Source organism: Xanthomonas hyacinthi (assembly GCF_009769165.1).
In the GTDB taxonomy this organism is placed as follows: Bacteria; Pseudomonadota; Gammaproteobacteria; order Xanthomonadales; family Xanthomonadaceae; genus Xanthomonas_A; species Xanthomonas_A hyacinthi.
The window spans coordinates 1,263,465-1,287,864 of sequence record NZ_CP043476.1; the positions used below are offsets into that span (position 1 = coordinate 1,263,465).

Sequence of the window (24,400 nt, forward strand, 5' to 3'; positions counted from 1 at the left end):
CGCCCGCGCCGGCGTGCCGCTCAACAGAACAGCCGCCCCTGGGTCTGCACCGGCTCGGGTTCGTGGAAGCCGGCAAGGCCCACGCCGACCAGGCGGTAACGGGTGGATGCGGGCAAATCGACGCGCTGGCGCAAGGCCAGCGCGATGTCGATCAGCGCCTGCAGCGATTGCGGCGGTTGCTCGGGCGTGAAGCTGCGGGTCAGGAGGCGGAACTGCGCGGTCTTCAGCTTCAACACCACGGTGCGCGCGACGCGCTCGGTGCGGCGGGTCGCGCTCCAGGTCTTTTCCGCCAGTTGCCGGATCGCCGGTTCCAGCGCGTCCAGCGCCAGGTCTTCGGCGAACGTATCTTCCGAGGAAATCGACTGCACCTGTTGGTCCGATTCCACCGGACGCTCGTCGATGCCGCGCGCGCGCTGATACAGGCGCAGCCCGAAGCTGCCGAAGTGCGCTTCCAGTTCCGCTTCGCCGTGCGTGCGCAGGTCGCCGACGCTGACGATGCCCAACGCCGCCAGCTTGGCCTGCATCACCTTGCCCACGCCGTGCACCTTGCTGACCGGCAGCGGGGTCAGGAACGCCTCCACCTGGTGCGGGCGGATCACGAACTGGCCATCGGGCTTGCGCCAGTCCGAGGCGATCTTGGCCAGGAACTTGTTCGGCGCGATGCCGGCCGACGCGGTCAATGAAGTTTCCTCGCGGATCTGCGCGCGGATGGTCTGCGCGATCTCGGTGGCGGTGGCCAGCTCGCCCTTGGGCGCGGTGACATCGAGATAGGCCTCGTCCAGCGACAGCGGCTCGATCAGATCGGTGTGGCGCTGGAAGATCTCGCGCACCTGCCGCGACACGGCTTTGTAACGCGCGAAATCCGGCGCCACGAAGATCGCGTCCGGACACAGCCGCTCGGCGCGCAACGCCGGCATCGCCGAGCGGATGCCGAACACGCGCGCCTCGTAGGACGCGGCGCACACCACCGAGCGCATGCCGCGCCAGGCCACCACCACCGGCTTGCCGCGCAATGCGGGATCGTCACGCTGCTCCACGGACGCGTAGAACGCATCCATGTCGACGTGAATGATCTTGCGCATCGGCCCTGCACCCTACGCCAGCGAACGGTAGCGGCATGATAAGCCAGGCCTGCGCATGCGCCGCGAACGCATGCCTTGACCCCGCTCACGGCCAGCGACTGCAGCGCCGCCTACGCTACGCGTGCGTACGGATAAAACGTTTGATTGAAAGCGCGGGCGTCGTGCACGCTTGCGCGCCTCGACTGTCTCGCTAGGGAAAATTCGCTCATGAGCCGCCTCACTTCGTATTCACGCGAACATCTTCTCGCCAGCGCGCGCGGCGAACTGTTCGGCGCCGAGGCCGCACGCCTGCCCAACGATCCGATGCTGATGTTCGACCGCATCACCCACATCGACGACAACGGCGGCACGCACGGCAAGGGCGTGGTCCGCGCCGAACTCGACGTGCGCCCGGACCTGTGGTTCTTCGGCTGCCATTTCATCGACGATCCGGTGATGCCGGGCTGCCTGGGCCTGGATGCGCTGTGGCAATTGACCGGGTTCTTCCTGACCTGGATCGGCGCGCCCGGCCGCGGCCGCGCGCTGGGCGTGGGCGAAGTGAAGTTCAGCGGGCAGGTGCTGCCGACCGCGAAACAGGTGGTCTACGAACTGGACATCAGCCGGGTCATCAACCGCAAGCTGGTGATGGCGGTGGCCGACGGGCGCATGTCGGTGGACGGCCGCGAGATCTACACCGCCAAGGATCTGCGCGTGGGCCTGTTCACCTCGACGGAGGCGTTCTGATGCGCCGCGTCGCGATTACCGGCATGGGCATCACCTCGTGCCTGGGCAACGATCTGGACACGGTGTCGCGCGCGCTGCGCGACAGCCGTGCCGGCATCCGCGCCAACCCCGAGGCGGCCGAACACGGCTTGCGCAGCCAGGTCGGCGGCGACGTGCAGCTGGATCTGGAGGCCTTGATCGATCGCAAGCTCAAGCGCTTCATGGGCGATGCGTCCGCGTACGCATATCTGGCGTTGCGCGATGCGATCGCCGATGCGGGCCTGGACGAGGCCGTGGTCAGCGACGTGCGCACCGGTCTGATCGCCGGTTCCGGCGGCGGTTCCAGCCACTGGCAGGTGGAAGCGGCGGACCTGCTGCGCAACCGCGGCGTGCGCAAGGTCGGCCCGTACATGGTGCCGCGCACGATGTGTTCGGCGGTGTCGGCCAGCCTGGCCACCGCGTTCAAGATCAAGGGCGTCAGCTATTCGCTGTCGGCCGCCTGCGCGACTTCGGCGCATTGCATCGGCGCGGCCGCGGAGCTGATCCGCCACGGCCAGCAGGACGTGATGTTCGCCGGCGGCGGCGAGGAACTGGACTGGACCATGAGCCTGATGTTCGATGCGATGGGCGCGCTGTCCAGCGGCTTCAACGATCGCCCGGCGGTGGCCTCGCGTCCGTACGACGCCGAGCGCGACGGCTTCGTCATCGCCGGCGGCGGCGGCATGCTGGTGCTGGAAGACTACGAGCGCGCAGTGGCGCGCGGCGCGCGCATCCATGCCGAGCTGCTCGGCTACGGCGTGACCTCCGACGGCGCCGACATGGTCGCGCCATCCGGCGAAGGCGCGGTGCGCTGCATGCAGATGGCGATGCAGGGCGTGGACGCGCCGATCGACTACCTCAACACCCACGGCACCTCGACGCCGCTGGGCGACGTCACCGAGCTGGGCGCGGTACGCGAAGTGTTCGGCGACGCGGTGCCGCCGCTGTCCTCGACCAAGGCGCTGTCCGGGCATTCGCTGGGCGCGGCCAGCGTGCACGAGGCGATCTACTGCCTGCTGATGATGCGCGACGGCTTCATCGCCGGCTCGGCCAATATCGACGCGCTGGACCCGCGCGCCGAGGGCTTCCCGATCGTGCGCGAGAGCCGCGATGCCACCTTGCGCACGGTGATGTCGAACAGCTTCGGCTTCGGCGGCACCAATGCCGCGCTGGTGTTCGGCAAGCGCTGAGCGAGCCTGCGCACCGCAGCGGCAGGGGCGTCCTGCCGCTGACCACCGGCAACGTCAGCGTTGCAGTTGCCTGTCGTCGCGGCGCTTTTTCTCGCCCTCCTCCTTCGTCCGTTCTTTCTTCGGCGGCGGCGGCGCGGATGGCGGCGGCGCTGGCGGTGGCGAAGCCGGCTTCGGTGGCGGTGGCGGTGGCGGCGTGTGCTGCGACGCCTGCGCCACCGTCTCCGGCTTCGGCGGCCACCACGGCGAGGCGGAAGACGAAGATTGAGAAGACTCGGTCGACTGGTGCACGGACTCGCGCCAACGGCGATCCTCTTCGTCGCGCCGCTGCTGCTCGGCCAGCTCCTTGTTGCGCTTGGGGTTGAGCGCATCCGGCGGCGGCGCCTGGTACATGCGCTCGCCCGGCGGCACCCATTGCGACTGCACCGGTGCCTCCACCGCAGGCTGCGCCGGCTGGTAGGCGCGGGTCTCGGCGATGCGTGGCGGGATCAGCTGGCGCTTGAGCGCCTCGGGCACCGGCGCCGGCACAGATGGCGATGCCTGCGCTTGCTGCCGCCAGCGTGCGCGGTCGCGCGCCCAGGGCCGCCCACGGTAGTCCGCGTCCCAATAGGGATCGACGGCGAACCCGATGACCGGCGCGACGGCACCGTCGCGCGTGTCGAACTCGACCACGCCGGCCGGCAGCCATCCGCGCGCCGCGCGCCAGCGCACGTCGCACCACGAAAAGTCGTTGACACACCCGTAGACGGTGAGGCTGTCGCCGCCCACGACCGTGGAGACCCGCGGATATTCGCTGGCCGGGCCTGCGCGCAGATTGGCGCCGCTGCGGGCGAACCCGCTACTGCTCTGCGCCATCACTGGTGCGGCGGCCGCCAGCAGTAGCGGCGCCATCCACATGCCTCGTTTCATGCCCAACCTCCTGTGCCGCCGGTCCCGTGGCCGGCGTTTCTTCCCTGGGCTCGTGCGAGCGGTTTGCTTCGGCAGTGTTCCAGCACGCGCATGCGCAATGCTGCGGGGGGCGATGCGGCGCGCTTCAGCGCGGGGTCGGCTTGCAGTGCAGCATGGACAGGCGCATGCACTGCCGCATTCGGCCCACCCGCCGCCGCGCCGCGCCGCATCGGCTGCGGCGCGGCGGCGTGCGATCAGCCGGCCATGCCGCTGTGCCGCAGCAAGGCGTCCAGTTCCGGCGCGCGACCGCGGAACGCGGTGAAGTTCTCCAGCGCCGGGCGGCTGCCGCCGCGCGCCAGGATTTCCTGCAGGAAACGCGCGCCGGTGGCGGCTAGCTGGTCCGGCGCTTCCTCGAACGCGGCGTACGCGTCGGCGCTGAGCACCTCGGCCCACTTGTAGCTGTAGTAGCCGGCGCCGTAGCCGCCGGCGAAGATGTGGCTGAACTGGTGCGGGAAGCGGTTCCAAGCCGGCGGCCGGTTCACCGCGACCTCGTCGCGCACGCGCTCGAGCAGCTGCAGCATGCTGTCGCCGGCGGCGTCGAAGGCGTGATGCAGCTGCATGTCGAACAGCGCGAATTCCAGCTGGCGCACGGTGAACATGCCGCTCTGGTAGTTCTTCGCCGCCAGCATCTTGTCGAACAGCGTGCGCGGCAGCGGCTGCCCGCTGTCCACGTGCGCGGTCATCGCCTGCAGCCGCGGCCATTCCCAGCAGAAGTTCTCCATGAACTGGCTGGGCAGCTCCACCGCGTCCCATTCCACGCCGTTGATGCCGGCCACGCCGAGTTCGCCGACCTGGGTCAGCAACTGGTGCAGGCCGTGGCCCATCTCGTGGAACACGGTGGTGACTTCGTTGTGGGTGAAGGTGGCCGGCTTGCCGTCGCCGCCGCGGCCGAAGTTGCACACCAGGTAGACCAGCGGCGTCTGCACGCCGTCGGCGCGGTCGCGGCGGTTGCGGCAGTCGTCCATCCAGGCGCCGCCGCGCTTGCCCTCGCGCGCGTACAGGTCGAGGTAGAACTGCCCGACCAGGCGGCCGCGCGCATCGCTGACGCGGAACAAACGCACGTCCGGATGCCACACCGGCGCGCTGTCGGCGTGCACCTGCAGACCGTACAGGTCGTTGATGACGCCGAACAGCCCATCCAGCACCTTCGGCTCGGTGAAATACAGCTTCACGTCCTGCTCGGAGAAGCTGTAGCGCGCCTGCTTGAGCTTTTCGCTGGCGTAGGCGATATCCCAGGCCTGCAGTTCGTCCAGGCCCAGATGCTCGCGGGCGTAGGCTTCCAGTTCGGCGCGGTCGCGCTGCGCGTAGGGCTTGGCGCGCGCGGCCAGGTCGCGCAGGAAACCCAGCACCTCGTCGGGGTTCTGCGCCATCTTGGTCGCCAGCGAATACTCGGCGTAACTGGCGAAACCGAGCAGGCCGGCCAGTTCGCCGCGCAGCGCCAGGATGCGCTCGATCGCCGCGCTGTTGTCCAGCGCCGGGTCGCCGAATTCCGAGGCGCGGATCGCGTTGGCGCGGTACAGCGTCTCGCGCAGCGCGCGGTCGTCGGCGTACATCTGCACCGGCAGGTAGCACGGCATCTGCAGGGTCAGCTTGCAGCCGGCCTGGCCGTCCTTCTCCGCGGCCGCGCGCGCCGCGGCGACCACGTCGTCGGGCAGGCCGGCCAGGCGCGCCGGGTCGTCGATCGGCAGCGACCACGCATCGGTGGCGTCGAGCACGTTCTGCGAAAACTTCGCCGACAGCGCCGACAGCTCTTCCTGGATCGCGGCGAAGCGCTGCTTGTCGGCATCGCCGAGTTCGGCGCCGCCCAGGCGGAAGTCGCGCAGCGCGTTGTCCAGCACCTTGCGCCGCGCGGCATCGTAACTGGCAGCCTCGGGCGCGGCGGCCAGCGCGCGGTACTGCGCGAACAGCGCCAGGTTCTGCCCCAGCGCGCTGGAGAAGCGCGTCAGCTTGGGCAGGTTGGCGTTGTAGGCCTCGCGCAGCGCCGGCGTGTTGACCACACCCTGCAGGTGGTTGACCTGGCCCCAGGCGCGCCACAGGCGCTCGGTGGCATCGTCCAGCGGCGCCACGAAGCTGTCCCAGCTCACCGGCGCGACCTGCTCGGCATGCGCGACCGCGGCTTCGGCTTCGGCCAGCAGCGCGTCGATCGCCGGGCCGATGTGCTCGGGCTGGATCGCATCAAAGCGCGGCAGGCCGGAAAAATCGAGCAGGGGGTTGGTCATCGCGGCAGTCTCGGTAGCGGGGGAAGGGCCGGCGGCGCCGGCCATGGTCGGGATATGGCGGTCAGGCCAGCGCGGCACAAGCCAGCGGCGGCAGCCCGGCGCCGGCCACCGCCGCGGCCAGCTGCGCGTCGGCCGGCGCCACGTCGATGCCGTGCTCGCGGTACCAGTCCGGCCGGTAGTAACTGTGCCCGTAGCGCTCGCCGCTGTCGCACAGGATGGTGACGATGGAACCGCTGCGGCCGTGCGCGCGCATCCGCGTCGCCGCCTGCAGCACGCCGACGAAGTTGGTGCCGGTGGAGCCGCCCACGCGCCGGCCCAGGCGCGCAGTGACGTAGCGCATCGCCGCCAGGCTCAGCGCATCCGGCACCTTGACCATCGCATCGACGCAACTGGGAATGAAGCTCGATTCCACCCGCGGCCGGCCGATGCCCTCGATCCGCGAACCGCCGGTGCTTGCCAGGCCGGCGTAATCGCGCCCGGCCAGCGCTTCGCAATAGCCTTCGAAGAACACCGACACCTCCGGATCCGCGCACAGGATGCGGGTGTCGTGGCGGCGGTAGCGCACGTAGCGGCCCAGCGTGGCGGCGGTGCCGCCGGTGCCGGGGCTGCACACGATCCATTCCGGCACCGGATGCGGCTCTTCCTGCATCTGCCGGAAGATCGACTCGGCGATGTTGTTGTTGGCGCGCCAGTCGGTGGCGCGCTCGGCGTACAGGAACTGGTCCATGAAGTGGCCGCCGCTCTCGCGCGCCAGCTGCACCGAATCGGCGTGCAGGTCGCAGGCGCGCTCGACCAGGTGGCAGCGCCCGCCCTGGAACTCGATCGCGGCGATCTTCTCGGGCGAAGTCGTGGCCGGCATCACCGCGATGAACGGCAATCCCAGCAGGCGCGCGAAATAGGCTTCGGACACCGCAGTGGAGCCGCTCGAAGCCTCGATCACCGGGCGCCCCTCGCGCAGCCAGCCGTTGACCAGCGCGTACAGGAACAGCGAGCGCGCCAGGCGGTGCTTGAGGCTGCCGGTGGGATGGCTGGACTCGTCCTTGAAGTACAGGTCGATGCCGGGGAAACCGGGCAGCTCCAGCGGAATCAGGTGGGTGTCGGCCGAGCGGTTGAAATCGGCGTCGATCTTCTGGATGGCGTTGGCCACCCAATCGCGAGGGGTCATGACGGTGCGCAGGACGGAAAAATCGCGTCCACGATACACGCCTGCCCCGCGCCCCGGGGCTGCGCCAGAACGGCGATGGGCAGCGCCGTTCACCTGCCGGCGGCGCTGGCGACGGGTACCGCTCAGCGTGGCACCACGCCGAAGCCGGCCTCGACGATGGCGCGCTCGATCGCCGCCGCATCGATGCGGGCGTCGTCGTACTCCACGTCCACGCGCCCGCCGTCCAGCACGACCTGCGCCGCGGCGACCCCGGCGCAGGCTTGCAGCACCCGCTGCAACCGCGCGGAGCAGCCGCCGCAGGTCATGCCCTGGACCGTGAGTTGGAGATGGCGCATTGCTGGTGTCCTCGTTGGAGTGGAGTTGCCCGGCACCGCGCTCAGCGCGGCCGCCAGCGGTTCAGCAGCAGGGAATTGGCCAGCACCGAGACCGAACTCAGCGCCATCGCCGCGCCGGCGAGCACCGGATTGAGCAGGCCGAACGCGGCCAGCGGGATGCCGAGCACGTTGTAGAAAAAGGCGAAGAACAGGTTCTGGCGGATCTTGCGCAAGGTCGCCGCGGACAGGTCGATGGCGGTGGCCACGCCGTCCAGGTCGCCATGCACCAGCACCACGTCGGCCGCTTCCACGGCGATGTCCGAACCGGCGCCGATCGCGAAGCTGACGTCGGCCGCGGCCAGCGCCGGCGCATCGTTGATGCCGTCGCCGACCATGCCGACGTGCGCGCCGGGTTCGGCCTGCAGGCGCCGCACCTCCTCGGCCTTGTGCTGCGGCAGCACCTCGGCCAGCACGCGCGCGATGCCGACCTGCGCGGCGACGGCCTGCGCGACATGGCGGTTGTCGCCGCTCAGCATCGCCACTTCGATGCCGCGCGCCTTGAGCCGGGCGACCGCGTCGATGGCACCCTCGCGCAGCGGATCGGCGATGGCGATGTAGCCGGCCAGCCGGCCGTCCAGCGCGACGCCGACCACGCTCTGGCCCTGCGCCTGCGCGGCCTCGGCGCGCTGCAGCAATGCGGCATCCGGCGGCTGCACGCTCAGCGCGTGCATCCACGCCAATGACCCAAGCGCCACGTCGCAGCCATCCACGCGGCCGCGCACGCCCTTGCCGGGCAGCGTCTCGACCGCCTCCAGCACGGGCCGCGGGGTCGGCGCACGCACCCCGGCATCGGCGACACGGCGCACGATCGCCTGCGCCAGCGGATGCGCCGAGCCGGTCTCCAGCGCGGCGACCAGGCGCAGCAATGCGCTCGCGTCGTCGCCCGGCGCCACGTCCACCGCGGTCACCTGCGGCCTGCCCTCGGTCAGGGTGCCGGTCTTGTCCAGCACCAGCGTGGTCAGCGCGCGCGCGCGCTCCAGCACCTCGGCGTTGCGGATCAGGATGCCGGCCCTGGCGCCCACGCCGGTGCCGACCATGATCGCGGTCGGCGTGGCCAGGCCCAGCGCGCACGGGCAGGCGATCACCAGCACCGCCACCGCATGCACCAGCGCGGTGGCGAAACTGCCGCTCAGCCACCAGGTCGCGGCCAGGGTGAGCGCGGCGATCGCGATCACCGCCGGCACGAACACCGCGGCGATGCGATCGACCAGATGCTGGATCGGTGCCTTGGAGCCCTGCGCCGCATCGACCATGCGCACGATCTGCGCCAGCAGCGTGTCGGCGCCGACCCCGGTGGCGCGCGCGCGCAACATGCCGAACTGGTTCACGGTGGCGGCGAACAGGCGGCTGCCCGGCTCCTTGGCCACCGGCATCGCCTCGCCCGACAGCATCGCCTCGTCCACGCTGGAACGGCCGTCGAGCACCTCGCCGTCCACCGGCACGCGCGCGCCGGCGGCGACCACGAACACATCGCCGACGATCAGCTCGGCGGCATCGATTTCCACGATCGCGCCGTCGCGCTCCACCCTGGCGGTCTTGGGCTTGAGGTCGAGCAGCGCGCGGATCGCCGACGAGGTCCTGCGCCTGGCACGCGCCTCGAGCAGGCGCCCGAGCAGGATCAGGGTGACGATCGAGGCGCTGGCCTCGAAATACACATGCTGCCCGGCCAGGCCGAACACGGTGACCGCGGCGCTGTACAGGTAGGCCATGCTGGTGCCGAGCGCGACCAGCACGTCCATGTTGGCGCGGCCGTTGCGCAAGGCCCTGAACCCGGCCCGGTAGAAGCGCGCGCCGAGCCAGAACTGCACCGGCGTGGCCAGCAGCAGCTGCAGCCAGCGCGGCAACGGCTCGGCGTGCTGGCCGCCGAGCGCATGCTCGATGGCGGAGATGTCCAGCATGCCGAACATCTGCACGAACAACGGCAGGGTCAGCAGCACCGCCGCGGCGAACCGGCCCAGCTCGCGGTGCCAGGCGCGGCGCTCGGCGCGTTCGCGCGCTTGCAGCTGGGTCTGGTCCAACTCGCGCACGACGCTGGCGCCGAAGCCGGCGCGGCCGATCCGCGCGACGATATCGGCCGGTGCGACCAGTTCCGGCACGTACTCCACACGCGCCCTGGCCGAGGCCAGGTTGACGCTGCCGGCGATCACCCCGGGCGTGTTCGCCAGCACCGTTTCGATCGCGGACGCGCAGGAGGCGCAGCTCATGCCGCTGAGGTCCAGCGTCAGCGCCTGCGCCGGCACCGTGTACCCGGCCTGGCCGATGCGCTGCAGCAGCGTCTGCGCATCCACCTGCTGCGGGTCGTAGTCCAGGCGCACGCGCGCGGCAGCGTAATTGGCCTGGGCGTCGACCCCGGGCAACTGCTTGAGCGCCTGTTCCAGGCCGACGGCGCAGGACGCGCAGCTCATGCCCTGCACCGGCAGGCTCACTGTGGCGGTGGTGGCAGCCGTCGCGTTCACGGCTGCGGCTTGCCTGGCACCGTGTCGCCGCGGATATCGCCGAGGATCGGGCAGCACGCCGGTTCGCCGCTGCCCGGGCATTCCGCGACCAGCACGGCCAGCGCATCGCGCATCTCGGTCAGTTGCGCGATGCGCCGGTCCATCTCGTGCAGGCGCTTGCTCGCGCGCTGCTTGATGCCCTCCACGCCATGCTGGCGATCGTCCTGCAAGGCGAGCAGATCGCCGATCTCCTCCAGTGAAAATCCCAGCTCCTTGGCGCGGCGGATGAAGCGCACCCGCTCCACTGCGGCGGCATCGTAGTCGCGATAGCCGGACGCGCGCCGCGGCGGCGCCGGCAGCAGGCCCTGGCGCTCGTAGTAGCGGACCGTGTCGATGGCGACCTCGGCCTGGCGCGCGAGCGCGCCGATGGTGAAGCGGGGCGGAGTGGCGACCGGGTTCATATGTGCAAGCTACTCCCTGGATGCCGGTCCAGGGTCAAGCCATTGTCGCGGTTGTGCGCGCATTGTTCATTGGCCGCTCACGTTGGCGCGACACCCTTGCCCGGCAAGCATTTGCGGGGCATGCACGCTCGCCCTGGAGCCGGCTCCAGGCTGCGCCGATGGCGAATCGCCACGCGACTCAGGCGCTTGCCCGCAGCGACCACTCCAGTATTCTCTGTGCATCCCCTCGCGCCGTTCCGTCTTCCGTGCCGATCTTCGCCCTGCTGACCCGCCTGCTGCTGTGCCTGAGCCTGCTGCTCAATGGCGCCGGCACGGCCATGGCGATGCCGGGCATGGCCGAGGCGCCACAGCGCACCGACGATGGCATCTCCCGGCACCACGCCGCCAGGCATGCGGCTGCCACGCGCGTCGCTGCCGCGGCGATGCCGTGCCACCACCATGAGGCCGCACCGCCCGCTGCGGAGCATGACGACGGCCATTGCCCCAAGCAGGCCGGCAAGCACGGTTGTTGCGGCGCCGCCGCCGGCTGCCAATGCCCGCATGCGCAGCCGCTGCCGGCACTGATCGCGCTGCCGCTGGCGTTGCCGGTCGCCGTGCAGCGCCCGTTCCCCAGCGGCCGCCAGGCCGGTCGCGGCGCGCCCGGCTTGCCGCGGCTGGAACGACCTCCCAGCGCCTGAGCGCGACGCCGCCGCCCGCGGGCGGCGCCACTGCGGCCGCGCCGTGCGCGCCGCCGCTCCTTGCGCACACCGCCCACGCGGTCGCGCATCGCATCGAGGTTCGCTCATGAAATCACCTTCCTCCGGCCTGCCGGCGCTGCCGTCGCGGCGCCGTTTCGTCACCGGACTGGCGCTGGGCGCCGCCGCCGGCCTCGGCGGCCTGTCGCTGCGGCAAGCCCAGGCCGCGGCGCTGGCGCGCAGTGGCGCCGTGCCGTATCAGTTGCACGGCACCGATTTCGACCTCAGCATCGGCGGCGCACTGGTCAACTTCACCGGGCGCGAGCGCCCGGCCATCACCGTCAACGGCAGCGTGCCCGCGCCGATCCTGCGCTGGCGCGAAGGCGACAGCGTCGAAGTACGCGTCGCCAACCACCTGCCCGGGCACACCCAGACCTCCGTGCACTGGCACGGCATCCTGCTGCCGGCCAACATGGACGGCGTGCCCGGCATGAGTTTCGACGGCATCCATCCCGGCGAGAGCTACCGCTACCGTTTCACCCTGCGCCAGTCGGGCACCTACTGGTACCACAGCCACTCGCTGCACCAGGAACAGGCCGGCCTGTACGGCGCCATCGTGATCGATCCGCTGCAGCCGCCGCCCTACCACTACGACCGCGAACACGTGTTGCTGCTGTCCGACTGGACCGACCTGGACCCGGCGGCGCTGTTCCGGCGGCTGAAGCAGATGCCGTCCTACGACAACACCTACCAGCGCACCGTCGGCGATTTCCTGCGCGACGCGCGCGCAGACGGCTTGCGCGCCACCCTCGCCGACCGCGGCATGTGGGGACGCATGCGGATGACGCCGAGCGACCTGTCCGACGTCAACGCCAACACCTACACCTACCTGCTCAACGGCGTCGCCCCCGGCGGCAACTGGACCGGCGAATTCCGTCCCGGCGAGAGGCTGCTGCTGCGCCTGATCAACGCCTCCAGCATGACCTACTTCGACCTGCGCATTCCCGGGCTGAAGATGACCGTGGTCGCCGCCGACGGGCAATACGTGCACCCGGTGAGCGTGGACGAACTGCGCATTGCCGCGGCCGAGACCTACGACGTGCTGGTCGAACCCAACGGCCAGGATGCCTACACCGTGTTCGCCCAGGACATGGGCCGCACCGGCTACGCGCGCGGCACCCTGGCCGTGCGCCAGGGACTGCAGGCGCCGGTCCCGGCAAACGATCCGCGCCCGTTGCTGCGCATGCAGGACATGGGCCACGCCATGGGCGGGCACGCCGGCATGGACCACGGCGGCGGCGCGACCGCGATGAAGGGCATGGAAGGCGGTTGCGGCGCCAGCATGGGCATGGCCGGCATGGACCATGCCGCGATGGACCACGGCACGATGGACCACAGCAGGCATGCGCCTGGCGACGCCGGCGTGGCGCCCAGGCATCCGCGCAGCGAACGCGGCAATCCGCTGGTGGACATGCAGTCCTCCGCGACTGCGCCGAAGCTGGACGATCCCGGCATCGGCCTGCGCGGCAACGGCCGCCGGGTGCTGAGCTACGCCGACCTGCACAGCCTGTTCGACGACCCCGACGGCCGCGACCCCGGGCGCGAGATCGAACTGCACCTGACCGGCAACATGGAGAAGTTCGCCTGGTCCTTCGACGGCATCCCGTTCGCCAGCGCCGAACCGCTGCGGCTCAACTACGGCGAGCGCCTGCGCATCGTGCTGGTCAACGACACGATGATGCAGCACCCGATCCACCTGCACGGCATGTGGAGCGACGTGGAGGACGCCGCAGGCCGGTTCCAGCTACGCAAGCACACCGTGGACATGCCGCCGGGCACGCGCCGCAGCTACCGCGTGCGCGCCGACGCGCTCGGCCGCTGGGCCTACCACTGCCATCTGCTGTACCACATGGACGGCGGCATGATGCGCGAAGTGCGGGTGGACGCATGAACGCCGCGCCGCTCGCCACGCTGGCGCAGGCCATCGGTCTGGCGCTGTTGCTCGCGCATGGTGCCGCACGTGCGCAGCATGTGCATGCGCCTGGAACTGCCGATGCCGACATCGCAGCAGCAGCCGCACCGGTATCTACATCCGCACCTGCGGCCTGCGTGTGTCCGCCGCCCGACGACGGGATGCAGCCGGAAACTGGGCAATCGGGACCAGGGACCGGGAACCGGGGACCCGGAAAAGCACAAGCGCGCCGCGCGCGCGCTGGCGCCGCGGCTGCGTGCACCTGCGCCACCGCGGCCGCATTGCCGCGCGAGCCAATCCCGCCGCTCACCGACGCCGACCGCGCCGCCGCATTCCCGGTCCTGCGTACGCACACGATGCTGCATGCACCGTCGCGCACCGGCTACCTGCTGTTCGACCGGCTGGAGGGCTGGGATGCCGACCACGGCAGCGGCCAGGCCTGGGAAGCCAGCGCCTGGTACGGCGGCGACATCGACCGGCTGTGGCTGCGCAGCGAAGGCGAGCGCAGTGGCGGCCGCACCGAAGCGGCGGACCTGGAGGCGCTGTACGGCCATGCGGTCTCGCCGTGGTGGGACCTGCTGGTCGGCGTGAAGCAGGACGTCGCCCCGGGCGATGCGCGCACCTCGGCCGCGTTCGGCGTGCAGGGCATGGCGCCGTACAAGTTCGAGGTCGCGGCCACGCTGTACGTCGGCGCAGGCGGCAAGGCCAGCGCACGCGTGCAGGGCGAATACGAGGTGCTGCTGAGCAACCGCTGGATCCTGCAGCCGCGGCTGCAAGCGGATGCGGCGTTCGCCGACGACCGTGCGCACGGCGTCGGCAGCGGCCTGTCCACGCTCGAGGCCGGCCTGCGCCTGCGCTACGAGATCAGCCGCCGCTTCGCGCCGTATCTGGGCGTGGTCCACGAGCGCGCGTTTGGTGCGACCTCGGACTATCGGCGCGACGCGGGAGAAGCCGCGCGCGAGACGCGTGTCGTCGCCGGCGTACGCGTCTGGTTTTGAGCGGCCGCGGGAGGATTCTTTCCCGTCCATTTGAACGGCAATGGCCCTTGTAGGAGCGGCTGCAGCCGCGACAGGTTACCGATGGATCCTGTCGCGGCTGAAGCCGCTCCTACACTGCTTCGCCAGCCGTACTGGCTCGACGCGCATCGTGCGCCACCACGGCGTCTAGCAACCGCTCACTCGCGCGGGTCCCGGCCGCTCAAGCACGCAGCGAACCATCCTCACCGATCCGCCAGTCGCGCGGCGGACGCAGCGCACCCAGCGTGCGCACCAATTCCTGGTAGCTGCGCGCCAGCTGCCCGAACAACCCCGCATCGCTGGCGCGAGTCTCGGCCACTTCGTAATAGGCACCGCGACCCAGATCGATGAAGTAATCCACACTGACCCGGCGCCGCGCGGCCACGCCGGGAAACAGGCCGGCGATCAGCAGACAGCCGTCGCCGACCTCGCGCAACGCATCGGCGCGCGCGCGCCCGACCTGCTCCTGTGCATGCAGCCAGGCGAGCGCCTGGGTGCGCGACAACAAGTGTCCATCGGCCTGGTAGCGCAGCAACACGAACACCAGATAGCTCTCGCGCGACTCGTCCAGCGGCCGGCCCAGCCGCTGCCCTGCCTCGTGCACCAGCGCCTGCCACAGTTCGGCCGGCGCCCCCTGTCTGAAAGACTCGTACATGCGTCCTCCTGCGTGGTGGGAACCCTCGCCAGGAGCTTATGCATAACCTGGGCCATTGCGTTGGCAGCCGCCGGCCAAGGCTGCCAACCGTGGCGTCCCCGCTTGCGTGATGACAGCAAAGAATGCCTGCGCAGCAAGCGTCTAGGGTCGGGCGCCTAGGAGCCCTGTTCGGAGGGCATTGGCGTGAGCCGTGATGAACGGCGGCGGCAGGGCATTCCCAATCATCAGCGCAATTGACTCCTTGCCATGCGCGACATCGAACTTGTACGACCGCGGGAAACCTTGCAGAACTGCGGCCTCTCGCAGAGTGATGGTTCTATTCTGCCCCGGGTGCAGGAACCGACCTTTTGAAGGATTATGGCAACCGCTAGTAATAGTAGGAGAAACATCATCCCAAGCCAGGCGCCCGTAGACATCACTGAAGCCGTCACTTCGCTTGTGGCAATCCAATTGGTATTGGACCGGCAGGTCGCTGCGGCTACCGCCATCTTTGGGTATCAGCGCGATGAGATCCCGTACCTTCTGCGATCGACTCTCTCCCAGGCCATGAAGTTTGTCGCGTCCCTGACCCGGTTCAACTATGCCCTTGAGGGCCTGCCTAACCGTGAGGCGCTTCTTCGCTTTCTCTGCGACAGCGGGGAAATGAACCCTGGATGCAAGCATAATGAGCCTCTTGCGTCGCTGAGGTACTGAGTAGTCTGCAGCGTCCAGAACGTGAACAACTGTCTCGTAGCCAAGCGTGTGTAGCTTGCATCGCATGCCAAAGAATCGAGCATCCTTCGCTAGCGCTGGAACGTTTTCCAGCATCACAGTCTTCGGCTCCATGATTTCAATGAAGCGAAGGAAGTCCTCAACAAGGTCGTTGCGGTCATCATTCACCGACGCCATCTTGTTTTTTGTACGAAGCCGAGAGAAGCCTTGACAAGGGGGGCAACCCGCCAGCAAATCCAAGTCTCCAACGGCTAAGCCCGAGTTCGCAAGGATTTGCGCAGGATCTAATTTGCGAATGTCCTCAGGGTAGAGCCGAACTTCTGGGTGGTTGAGGCGATAGGTTTCCTGCGCCTTGCGCTCGACCTCGACGGCAGCAGCGACCGTGAATCCCGCCTCTTTGAGTCCAAGGCTCAGTCCACCGCATCCGCTGAAAAGATCAACGGCGTACAGCTTCTGTTCTTTGATTTTATTAGGGCGAGTCATTTGTACAAGACCATTGGTTCTTTTGGATTAAAAGATATCGACCAACTACAGGCCGGGGCCTACGGAAGGTGCTTGACGAGTATCTGCGCAAGTTGGACCAACTCGGCGGACGTAGCACGATTGTCGGCGAGCAGCGTTTCTCCATGCATGTCGGTGCGTTCGTTGGTTGCATCTGGGCCGTACAACTCGACAGTCAAGGTACGCAATCGTTCTTTATAGTGTTGCGCTGTGGTAGCAGCAGGGTCACTTTTTCCTGCAGCGATGAGTACCAATGCCTCTGGGCACAGCGTCGGAATGAAGCGAACATTTTGTCTCAGCCACGCTAGATAGCTGCGCTGAACTGCAACCCGCTGAACTGTATTGCCACCAGCAACTCCACCGTCCACGGTGAAGGCAGGCTCCACACCTACGGCCTCTAAGATTCTTGCACCAAGGGTGCCATCATCGGCCACCGCGATAGTGGCAGGATCAACAAACTCATCCAACCGCTTCTTGTCGCCATCGAGCAGCACCAGCGTATGACCAGGCGCTGCCATGAGCACTGGCACTTGGTACTTCAAGATCGCCTCGGCACCGCCGCTCAGATACTCCACCTTAAAGATCGCTGCTTGAGCTTGGTCAGCGAGCGACAGCAGTGCCTGCTTAACGACTGATTTGGCTAGCTGGTCTTCCACGAGAACCCTCACCTCACCGCCTCCCAATGCCCCAAGCCGTCGGAATGCTGCGTACGGGTGGGTTGCCTGCAAGACAACAAAGCGACCGTCGTCAAGTTGATGGAAGGCCTTTATCGCATCATTCGGCAACGCAGTCACAAGATGGGGCGAGTGGGTCGAAAAGACAACTTGGAGTTGTCTGGTTCGGGCCATCTTCAAAAGGAACGCCAGCAGGCGTTCCTGCGCCCCAGGGTGTAGCGAGACCTCCGGCTCGTCCAGCAGGACGAGCGTACCTTTGTCAGCCCCAAGCACCTGCACCACGCAGCTGGTTACCGCGACCTCGCCGCTCCCGGCAAACGCCTCAGAGTAGCGCCCGTGCTTTGTCCGGAAAACGACGCTGAGACCACCGTCACCTTTGAAGAGCCTATGTCGAATCCACCGAGCCTCCACGTACTCTCGACCCAGGACATAGCTGACCATTTCAAGCTCGCTCTTATCCAGAAGTCGGTTTTCGGTAGCCACCTTTTGGTTGCGATAGGTATATGAAGTGTTCTCGGCATCGATAACGCGAGCAAGCAAATCGGCATCGTGTCGCACCTGGTCCATCTTGCTAGATATCCGAAGCGGTGACACCTTCGCCCCTTTTGCCGGCGGCGCATGAGGCACGGGCGCCTTGCCAAAGTAGAAGTACTTGTCAAACGCACTCAGCTCTTTTCGAAAGTTGATGTAAAGAACCTTGCGTGAAACCGGATTCCAACGATCCTTAGACCGGCCACTGTAGGTCTTGTTCGCCTTTAATTGAGGCTCGACCATTTCGTCACCGACACTCTCCTTAGTGGGCTCCCAATAGTTGGGGTCGGGCAGTCCATTTCGAGACTTCCGCACTCTCGCCTTACGCGTCTCGACGACATCTTTGAGCGTGACATTGCGATGCCCGTATATGAAACGGCTTGGGCTACCTTCGCCTTCTTCGATAGGGTCAACCTTCGTGCTAAACCAATATTGACCGGTGGATCGACCCGCGGGCGCGCCGTACAGAGCGTTCAAAACCGAGGTCTTTCCAGACCCGTTGACCCCAACTAGAGCCGTGACTGGGAAAGTGAAGTCAATACGGGTTCCATCCGCGATATTTTTGAAGCGGGGGAACCGAATGTGGGTGATGTAGCCGGGGAAAAATTCTTGGTACTTACCACGGCTCTGCTCAAGGCTAACCACCTCGTCGCTCAACTTCAACGTCATTGACTCACCACCTCAAATGGCAAACGCCAGCGCATAACGGCCGGCCGGAAAACGAATCTGCGGCCACCAAGCTGCTTGGTGCTTGCCGAAAGCTTTCGTGCGCATCATGAAGATTGTAATTCGATCGCTTGGGACCGTGCCCGCCTCTCCGCCAGACAGCACACCTTGAGTCTCACGGCGGCACTCCCTTAGGTCACGATCCCGGTCAACGTACGCGTACCCGGCTTCTTGATTCAGGATCTCCGCGCACTGCCTCAGTCCTTCCGCGATCGCAAATGGATCCCACACGTGCTCGGACTGCGAAGTATCCGGCGCCGTGAGCTTAACAAGCTGCCGCAGGTCTTCAATGGAAAATTCGACGTACTCTTTGTCACCGACATCAGACAACAGCTTGTCCAGCTTAGCCGTGTTTTTGGCAGATGCATCGTCTCGAAGGATCTGTGCAGGGTTGTATGTGCCACCACCGGTATAAACGCCTATCGCGCCGGGCACGAGAACGTTGCGCCTGGTGGCTTGAAGCCCGTTCTCCAAATAGACCCCGCGGAACTCTTCGTCCGGACTATCCGCAATCAGCTTGCGCAGACTGCGCTCCATCTCGTTGATTGCACTGAACACCGCATGGAGCTCAGGAGGTAGCCATAGCCTTAGCAGACCGATGTCCTTTCGACGGTATCCGTACATGCGGGCATGCTGAAGCACGGTGTCCGCCTGTGGTGTCTTTGGATGCCGGCCGTAATAGCTCACCAACAAGTTTTTGATGGTCACCCCGCGGCCAAGCTTGTTGCCGCCGACAAAGAGGTTATAAGGGGCGTGGAGCGCAACATCCTCATCGGTCTCACCGTTTACCAGCTTTACGTAGATTCCAGCCGACAAGAACTTGATCCGGCTCAGCAGACGATCAAAGTTAGCCTTTGCAAGCCCCCTGTGTGTGCTTGCGAGATCATCGAACGCAGCGCGGAGGCGAGAAATCAACTTTTCACTCTGTGCCTCTAGACCCGAAGCAAGATCGGATTTGTACTTCCGCAGCAGTTCAACGATATGCTTGTGGTCGTCCGTCCGCGTGCTGACGTGGCACAGGAATGCACATTTCTGGTCGGGTTGCACCTCACGCTTGTAGGTGGCTCCGATCATGAAAGTGTCCAGCGCGGCCAGGAGGGATGACGGAATCTGCGTGCCTGGCGTCGGCTGCATCCCAGCTGACAATGTCATCAAGTCAGTCAGTGAGAACTCGCGGACCAGATCATCGACGCCCGCGGCAAAAAAGTCCTCTCCGCCAACATAGTCCTTCCCTGGATGGCTGAGCACCGTGAACTTCGGGCGAAAGGCGTTCTCCCCCTGCTGCAGAAAAAGCGCTCCAGGCGTTGCCGTAACTTGCAGATACGTGTTCCTGTGAAAGAAGCTTCTAAGCTCTTCAATTTGAAGATTGATCTTGCTCTGGGAACCGTCGTTCTTTCGAGCCCTTGTGTTCAGGCTTGCCTGATCTGCCTCGTCGTCAATTATGAGGCAAGCAAGACCGCGGACATTGCCCCCTTTTAGGTTCTCAATGAGATTCTTGAGGATGCTGCCATTCTTTGTGACCACGATGGCGCAAGTGCTGCGCTTGAGGCGTTGTAGAAAGGTGCTCGGATCACGCAGATCCACCTTGCCAAGGATATCCATCCCAGGGAAGGCCTCCTGAATGCGGCCGCGAGTTTGCTCGTACAACGGGTCAATATCCGAGGTGAGTACGATCAGCGTACGGTACCCTTCATCAGCGCCCATGGCACCAGTGACGGCTAGCACTCCGGTCTTACCGCTTTGCACCAAGCCGTAGATCAGGCCATTAGTCTGCTCATTGCCGCCAGTGAGAGGCTTGACCCACTTGCCCATGACCTCACTTGCCGTGGTGGCAATATCAGCCACCTCTTCAGCACTACCAACTTGCTGATGCAACAAGTTTAGTATCTCTTCAGTATGCCCGCCCTGCATGTCATCACTCCCGTTCGTCGAGCAGTTTGACCCAGTCCGACGGAGCCACCTTGTTGGGTAATACTCCGTCTGGACCGCCGATTTCAAAATGCTGGCGGTGGCTGCGCCTGCAAGAGATGTGGAGTGCCGCACTTTTCACTTGCGCTACGCGCGCGTAGGCTTCATAGGGTAGCGCCGCCACCCCGTCAGCACCACAGATGAGTCCGATGACTAGGGGCATTTCCTGCGCCCGCTGCCTCAAGAGCAATTGTTCGTCGGGCATAAAGGTAAATCCCCAGGGGCTGCGTTTCGCCGTCGAATACTTCAAATGCACTTGAAGTCTGCCGTCCAAAACAAAGAGCGGCGGTGAGCGGCTGATACTGGTCAATCCGCTCGAACCGCGGATTACCTGGTAAAGAGCCGCACCCTCATAGAACTCTTGCTTCTGGATTCCCATACGCACCGCTTAAACGAGGATGATCGAACTACATAGAGCTTCAGCCAAGCACCCCAGTTCACCAGCCGGGCGCACCATGTGCGCCAGTCCAGTACCACACCTTACCCTATTTCGCCTCTTACATCCATTAGAAAGTGTGTGGATTCAATATCTTGCCGCAGGCGGCATAGTGTTCAACCTAGGGGGCGTCAATGGCAAAACCCCTGAATCCAGGCAGCAATTATGTAGACATGCAACCACGACGTCCGAACCGCCAGCACGCTGACTATCGCCAACTCCGAAAAATCGATAGCTTCCATTTCACTTAGGCTGCAGGCCAGCGCGGGACAATGGATTGTTGGCAGCGCAATCGAAATCTCGAAGGTATGTTGTGGACAGAGAGCCGCAGGATGTCAGCCGTGTCGCGATGGCCTACTGCTACCCAACCGGCCTTATTTGTTCCCATCACGCGCCGCCGTGCTGCTACTCCACCGTCACCGACTTGGCCAGGTTGCGCGGCTTGTCCACGTCGGTGCCGCGCGCCAGCGCGGTGTGATACGCGAGCAACTGCACCGGGATGGTGTGCACCACCGGGCTCAGCAGGCCGGCGTTGCGCGGGGTGCGGATCACGTGCACGCCGTCGGATTCGCTGAAGCGGCTGTCCTGGTCGGCGAACACGAACAGCTCGCCGCCGCGTGCGCGCACTTCCTGCATGTTGGATTTCACCTTCTCCAGCAGCGCGTCGTTGGGCGCGATCACCACCACCGGCATGGTCGCGTCGACCAGCGCCAGCGGGCCATGCTTGAGTTCGCCGGCCGGATAGCCTTCGGCGTGGATGTAGGTGATTTCCTTGAGCTTGAGCGCGCCTTCCAGCGCGATCGGATAGTGCAGGCCGCGGCCCAGGAACAGCGCGTTGTGCTTGTCGGCGAAGCGCTCGGCCCATACCGCGATCTGCGGCTCCAGGTTCAGCGCGTGCTGCACGCTGCCCGGCAGGTAGCGCAGCTGTTGCAGGTACTCGGCTTCCTGCGCGGCGCTCAGCCGCCCGCGCAGCTTGGCCAGCACGCAGCTGAGCTGGAACAGCGCCGCCAGCTGGGTGGTGAAGGCCTTGGTCGAGGCCACGCCGATCTCGGCGCCGGCGCGCGTGTACAGCACCAGCGCGCTGGCGCGCGGGATCGCGCTTTCGGGCACGTTGCAGATCGACAAGGTCTTGGCATGGCCCAGCGACTTGGCGTATTTCAGCGCCTCCATCGTGTCCAGGGTCTCGCCGGACTGGGAGATGGTGACGATCAGCTGGCGCGGATTGGCGTAGGCGGCGCGGTAGCGGTATTCGCTGGCGATCTCCACGCTGCACGGCAGGCCGGCGATCGCTTCGATCCAGTAGCGCGCGGTCAGCCCGGCGTAGTAGCTGGTGCCGCAGGCGAGGATCTGCACGCCGGCGATGTCGGCCAGCAGCGCGTCGGCGTTGCGGTCGAACAGCGCGGTGTCGAAGCCGCCGGCGTCGAACAGCGCCTCCAGCGTGTCGGCCAGCGCGCGCGGCTGCTCGTGGATCTCCTTCTGCATGAAGTGGCGGTACGGGCCCAGTTCCAGCGAGGCCAGCGACACCTCCGACACGTGCACCTCGCGCTGCACCGGCCGGTCCTCGGCGTCGTACACCTGCACGCCGCTGCGGCTCAGCTCGGCGGTGTCGCCTTCTTCCAGGAAGATCACCCGGCGCGTGGCCTGGATCACCGCCGACACGTCGGAGGCGATGAAGTTCTCGCCCTCGCCCAGGCCGATCAGCAGCGGGCAGCCCATGCGCGCGCAGACCAGCACGTCCGGGCGCGACTTGCTGACCGCGGCCAGCGCATAGGCGCCGGTCAGTTCCTTCACCGCGGCCTGCAGCGCCGCCAGCAGCGACAGGCCCTGCGCGGCGTGGTGGTGGATCAGGTGCGCGATGACTTCGGTGTCGGTCTGCGACTCGAACACGTAGCCCAGCGCGCGCAGCCGCTCGCGCTGCTGCTCGTGGTTCTCGATGATGCCGTTGTGCACCAGCGCCAGGTCGCCGTGGCTGACGTGCGGATGCGCGTTGGCCTCGGTGACGCCGCCATGGGTGGCCCAACGGGTGTGCCCGATGCCCAGCGTGGCGTGCAGGTCCTCGGCCAGCGCCGCGCTTTCCATCTCCGCCACACGCCCGGTGCGGCGCACCCGGCGCACGTGGTCGCCGGCGACCACGGCGATGCCGGAGGAGTCGTAGCCGCGGTACTCCAGACGCTTCAGGCCTTCGATCAGCACCGGCACCACGTCCCGCTCCGCTATCGCACCGACGATCCCGCACATAGCCGCACCCTGCACCGAAAGATCGCCATTCTAGCTTTGTCCGCTGAATGTCCTATAGGGCCTGCCGGCGCGACTTGAGCAGGTCAGCGCGCACCGAAGCGCGGCCCGCCGGCTAGCCTTGCCCCTCTCCACCGAGCCGGCGTGCCGCCGCCGACCGCTGCCGGACACAGTGTCCGCGAACGTGTCCGCGGACACGCGGACAGCCGTCCGCCCGAAAATAACTGCAGCGCTTTCAACCACTTGCGATTGGCATGCAGTGTGCTTTGGATTCGTTCATTCTCCACTGCGCCGACCCGACCGATGATCCGCGACACTTCCGCCCAGGACCAGGTTCTCGCCCGCCCCCGCTCCGCCGCCGCCTGGCGCCGCTGGTTCTGGCCCGCACTGATCGCGCTGGCGGTGCTGCTCGGCATCGCCTTCGCCGCGCGCGGCTGGATCGCCGGTAGCCGCTCGTTCGATGCGCAGCGCGTGCGCATCGCCACGGTCAGCCGCGGCGACCTGGTCCGCGACATCTCCGCCGACGGGCGCCTGATCGCCGCCAACAGCCCCACCCTGTACGCGATTTCCGGCGGCACCGTGAGCCTGAAAGTGGTCGCCGGCGACGTGGTCAAGCAAGGCCAGGAACTGGCCGAGATCGACAGCCCCGAACTGCGCAGCAAGCTCGCCCAGGAAGAGGCCACGTTGGCCGGCCAGGAAGCGGAGGCCGGCCGCGCCGACCTGGACGCGGTGCTGGCACGGGCCAACGCCAGCAAGCTGGTCGACCAGGCGCAGATCGAGCGGCAGGCGGCCAGCCGCGACCTGGAGCGCTACCAGCGCGGCTACGACGGCGGCGCGGTGCCGGCGGTGGAATTGGCCAAGGCGCAGGATGCGCTGAAGAAGGCCGACATCGCGATGAGCCATGCGCAGAAGGATTCCGGCCTGCAGACCCAGGGCGCCGGCCTGGACGCGCGCAACAAGCGCCTGCTCGCCGAGCGCCAGCGCGCGGTGGTCACCGAGGTGAAGCGCCAGGTGGACCTACTCACCCTGCGCTCGCCGTTCGACGGCCAGGTCGGCCAGGTGCAGGTGTCGCAGCACACCAACGTCGCCGCCAACGCACCGGTGCTGAGCGTGGTCGACCTGTCCAAGTTCGAGCTGGAGATCAAGGTGCCGGAGAGCTTCGCCCGCGACCTGGCGATCGGCATGCCGGCGCAGCTGACCAGCGGCGCCGGCGAACCATTCGCCGGCGCGATCTCGGCGGTGTCGCCGGAAGTGGTCAACGGCGAGGTCAACGCGCGCATCCGCTTCACCGACAAGCAGCCGCCCGGCCTGCGCCAGAGCCAGCGCATGAGCGCGCGGGTGTTGCTGGATACGCGCAAGAACGTGCTCAAGGTCGAGCGCGGCCCGTTCGTCGAACAATCCGGCGGCCGCTACGCCTACGTGATGGACGGCCACTCGGCGATCCGCCGCCCGGTGGAGCTGGGCGTCACCAGCCTCGGCGAAGTCGAAGTGCGTTCGGGCCTGCAGCCGGACGACCGCGTCGTGGTCTCCGGCAGCGACCTGTTCGGCGAGGCGCCGCAGGTGACGGTGCATTAGAAGCCGGGATTGGGGAATCGGGAATGGGGATTGGGAAAAGCAAGGCAGGTGCCGCTTCATCCTTTCGAATTCCGATTCCCATGCCGACTCCTGACCCTTAGTCGCAACCATCGC

The 24,400-nt window shown here is 66.8% G+C and carries 19 protein-coding genes; 6 read left to right on the plus strand and 13 right to left on the minus strand.

What is annotated here, in order from left to right; translation table 11 throughout:
* Window positions 1-20: 20 nt before the first annotated feature.
* Window positions 21-1,082 carry a DNA polymerase IV gene (gene dinB / locus FZ025_RS05795; protein ID WP_046978700.1) on the minus strand — a complete coding sequence of 354 codons (1,062 nt, stop codon included), beginning with the start codon at window positions 1,080-1,082 and terminating at the stop codon, window positions 21-23.
* A 207-nt stretch (window positions 1,083-1,289) separates the two neighbouring features.
* Between dinB and fabA the strand changes: the two genes are divergently transcribed.
* Window positions 1,290-1,805, plus strand: a complete 516-nt coding sequence (gene fabA, locus FZ025_RS05800; protein WP_003473191.1) for a 3-hydroxyacyl-[acyl-carrier-protein] dehydratase FabA — start codon at window positions 1,290-1,292, stop codon at window positions 1,803-1,805.
* Complete coding sequence (fabB, locus tag FZ025_RS05805; RefSeq protein ID WP_046978699.1) at window positions 1,805-3,013, plus strand: beta-ketoacyl-ACP synthase I; 1,209 nt, start codon at window positions 1,805-1,807, stop codon at window positions 3,011-3,013. Before fabA ends, fabB begins: the two co-directional genes overlap by 1 nt.
* Window positions 3,014-3,067: 54 nt before the next feature.
* Here the strand turns inward: fabB and FZ025_RS05810 are convergent, their stop codons facing one another.
* The 6 genes from FZ025_RS05810 to FZ025_RS05835 form a co-directional block, all read right to left on the minus strand.
* The gene (locus FZ025_RS05810; protein WP_244292466.1) at window positions 3,068-3,919 is read right to left on the minus strand and encodes an SH3 domain-containing protein; all 852 of its coding nucleotides are present in this window, start codon (window positions 3,917-3,919) and stop codon (window positions 3,068-3,070) included.
* A gap of 233 nt (window positions 3,920-4,152) precedes the next feature.
* Complete coding sequence (locus FZ025_RS05815) at window positions 4,153-6,177, minus strand: M3 family metallopeptidase (protein ID WP_046978697.1); 2,025 nt, start codon at window positions 6,175-6,177, stop codon at window positions 4,153-4,155.
* A gap of 61 nt (window positions 6,178-6,238) precedes the next feature.
* Complete coding sequence (locus FZ025_RS05820) at window positions 6,239-7,342, minus strand: PLP-dependent cysteine synthase family protein (protein WP_046978711.1); 1,104 nt, start codon at window positions 7,340-7,342, stop codon at window positions 6,239-6,241.
* Between the two features lie 122 nt (window positions 7,343-7,464).
* The gene (locus FZ025_RS05825) at window positions 7,465-7,677 is read right to left on the minus strand and encodes a heavy-metal-associated domain-containing protein (protein ID WP_046978696.1); all 213 of its coding nucleotides are present in this window, start codon (window positions 7,675-7,677) and stop codon (window positions 7,465-7,467) included.
* Between the two features lie 41 nt (window positions 7,678-7,718).
* Window positions 7,719-10,172 carry a heavy metal translocating P-type ATPase gene (locus tag FZ025_RS05830; protein WP_386269643.1) on the minus strand — a complete coding sequence of 818 codons (2,454 nt, stop codon included), beginning with the start codon at window positions 10,170-10,172 and terminating at the stop codon, window positions 7,719-7,721.
* Window positions 10,169-10,612, minus strand: a complete 444-nt coding sequence (locus tag FZ025_RS05835; RefSeq protein WP_046978695.1) for a heavy metal-responsive transcriptional regulator — start codon at window positions 10,610-10,612, stop codon at window positions 10,169-10,171. Before FZ025_RS05835 ends, FZ025_RS05830 begins: the two co-directional genes overlap by 4 nt.
* 245 nt (window positions 10,613-10,857) lie before the next feature.
* Here FZ025_RS05835 and FZ025_RS05840 point away from each other — a divergent pair, with 245 nt between their 5' ends.
* From FZ025_RS05840 to FZ025_RS05850, 3 genes are all read left to right on the plus strand, one after another.
* The gene (locus tag FZ025_RS05840; protein ID WP_046978694.1) at window positions 10,858-11,289 is read left to right on the plus strand and encodes a CopL family metal-binding regulatory protein; all 432 of its coding nucleotides are present in this window, start codon (window positions 10,858-10,860) and stop codon (window positions 11,287-11,289) included.
* 106 nt (window positions 11,290-11,395) lie between these two features.
* Window positions 11,396-13,237: a copper resistance system multicopper oxidase gene (locus tag FZ025_RS05845; protein ID WP_046978693.1), complete on the plus strand. Its 1,842-nt coding sequence runs from the start codon at window positions 11,396-11,398 to the stop codon at window positions 13,235-13,237.
* Window positions 13,234-14,256 carry a copper resistance protein B gene (locus tag FZ025_RS05850; RefSeq protein ID WP_046978692.1) on the plus strand — a complete coding sequence of 341 codons (1,023 nt, stop codon included), beginning with the start codon at window positions 13,234-13,236 and terminating at the stop codon, window positions 14,254-14,256. Before FZ025_RS05845 ends, FZ025_RS05850 begins: the two co-directional genes overlap by 4 nt.
* Before the next feature lie 199 nt (window positions 14,257-14,455).
* Here FZ025_RS05850 and FZ025_RS05855 read toward each other — a convergent pair whose 3' ends face one another.
* From FZ025_RS05855 to glmS, 6 genes are all read right to left on the minus strand, one after another.
* Complete coding sequence (locus tag FZ025_RS05855; RefSeq protein WP_046978691.1) at window positions 14,456-14,929, minus strand: hypothetical protein; 474 nt, start codon at window positions 14,927-14,929, stop codon at window positions 14,456-14,458.
* A 141-nt stretch (window positions 14,930-15,070) separates the two neighbouring features.
* Window positions 15,071-16,123: a DNA cytosine methyltransferase gene (locus FZ025_RS05860; protein WP_046978690.1), complete on the minus strand. Its 1,053-nt coding sequence runs from the start codon at window positions 16,121-16,123 to the stop codon at window positions 15,071-15,073.
* Window positions 16,124-16,182: 59 nt separating this feature from the next.
* Window positions 16,183-18,015 carry an ATP-binding protein gene (locus FZ025_RS05865; protein WP_046978689.1) on the minus strand — a complete coding sequence of 611 codons (1,833 nt, stop codon included), beginning with the start codon at window positions 18,013-18,015 and terminating at the stop codon, window positions 16,183-16,185.
* A 12-nt stretch (window positions 18,016-18,027) separates the two neighbouring features.
* Window positions 18,028-19,983, minus strand: a complete 1,956-nt coding sequence (locus FZ025_RS05870) for a Z1 domain-containing protein (protein WP_046978688.1) — start codon at window positions 19,981-19,983, stop codon at window positions 18,028-18,030.
* Window positions 19,984-19,987: 4 nt separating this feature from the next.
* Window positions 19,988-20,419 carry a hypothetical protein gene (locus tag FZ025_RS05875; RefSeq protein WP_046978687.1) on the minus strand — a complete coding sequence of 144 codons (432 nt, stop codon included), beginning with the start codon at window positions 20,417-20,419 and terminating at the stop codon, window positions 19,988-19,990.
* Between the two features lie 462 nt (window positions 20,420-20,881).
* On the minus strand, window positions 20,882-22,714 hold the full coding sequence (gene glmS, locus FZ025_RS05880) for a glutamine--fructose-6-phosphate transaminase (isomerizing) (RefSeq protein ID WP_046978686.1): 1,833 nt from the start codon (window positions 22,712-22,714) through the stop codon (window positions 20,882-20,884).
* 300 nt (window positions 22,715-23,014) lie between these two features.
* On the opposite strand from glmS, the gene FZ025_RS05885 reads away from it, so the two are divergent.
* Window positions 23,015-24,286 carry an efflux RND transporter periplasmic adaptor subunit gene (locus FZ025_RS05885; RefSeq protein WP_046978685.1) on the plus strand — a complete coding sequence of 424 codons (1,272 nt, stop codon included), beginning with the start codon at window positions 23,015-23,017 and terminating at the stop codon, window positions 24,284-24,286.
* The last annotated feature ends 114 nt before the right edge of the window (window positions 24,287-24,400 follow it).

Bases quoted from the DNA above. Each gene is read 5' to 3' on its own strand.
- FZ025_RS05835 (WP_046978695.1), bottom strand. From the start codon at position 10,612: ATGAACCCGGTCGCCACTCCGCCCCGCTTCACCATCGGCGCGCTCGCG.
- FZ025_RS05810 (WP_244292466.1), bottom strand. From the start codon at position 3,919: ATGAAACGAGGCATGTGGATGGCGCCGCTACTGCTGGCGGCCGCCGCA.
- FZ025_RS05860 (WP_046978690.1), bottom strand. From the start codon at position 16,123: ATGACTCGCCCTAATAAAATCAAAGAACAGAAGCTGTACGCCGTTGAT.
- fabA (WP_003473191.1), top strand. From the start codon at position 1,290: ATGAGCCGCCTCACTTCGTATTCACGCGAACATCTTCTCGCCAGCGCG.
- FZ025_RS05815 (WP_046978697.1), bottom strand. From the start codon at position 6,177: ATGACCAACCCCCTGCTCGATTTTTCCGGCCTGCCGCGCTTTGATGCG.
- fabB (WP_046978699.1), top strand. From the start codon at position 1,805: ATGCGCCGCGTCGCGATTACCGGCATGGGCATCACCTCGTGCCTGGGC.
- FZ025_RS05885 (WP_046978685.1), top strand. From the start codon at position 23,015: ATGATCCGCGACACTTCCGCCCAGGACCAGGTTCTCGCCCGCCCCCGC.
- dinB (WP_046978700.1), bottom strand. From the start codon at position 1,082: ATGCGCAAGATCATTCACGTCGACATGGATGCGTTCTACGCGTCCGTG.
- glmS (WP_046978686.1), bottom strand. From the start codon at position 22,714: ATGTGCGGGATCGTCGGTGCGATAGCGGAGCGGGACGTGGTGCCGGTG.
- FZ025_RS05875 (WP_046978687.1), bottom strand. From the start codon at position 20,419: ATGGGAATCCAGAAGCAAGAGTTCTATGAGGGTGCGGCTCTTTACCAG.
- FZ025_RS05870 (WP_046978688.1), bottom strand. From the start codon at position 19,983: ATGCAGGGCGGGCATACTGAAGAGATACTAAACTTGTTGCATCAGCAA.
- FZ025_RS05850 (WP_046978692.1), top strand. From the start codon at position 13,234: ATGAACGCCGCGCCGCTCGCCACGCTGGCGCAGGCCATCGGTCTGGCG.
- FZ025_RS05825 (WP_046978696.1), bottom strand. From the start codon at position 7,677: ATGCGCCATCTCCAACTCACGGTCCAGGGCATGACCTGCGGCGGCTGC.
- FZ025_RS05820 (WP_046978711.1), bottom strand. From the start codon at position 7,342: ATGACCCCTCGCGATTGGGTGGCCAACGCCATCCAGAAGATCGACGCC.
- FZ025_RS05855 (WP_046978691.1), bottom strand. From the start codon at position 14,929: ATGTACGAGTCTTTCAGACAGGGGGCGCCGGCCGAACTGTGGCAGGCG.
- FZ025_RS05865 (WP_046978689.1), bottom strand. From the start codon at position 18,015: ATGACGTTGAAGTTGAGCGACGAGGTGGTTAGCCTTGAGCAGAGCCGT.
- FZ025_RS05845 (WP_046978693.1), top strand. From the start codon at position 11,396: ATGAAATCACCTTCCTCCGGCCTGCCGGCGCTGCCGTCGCGGCGCCGT.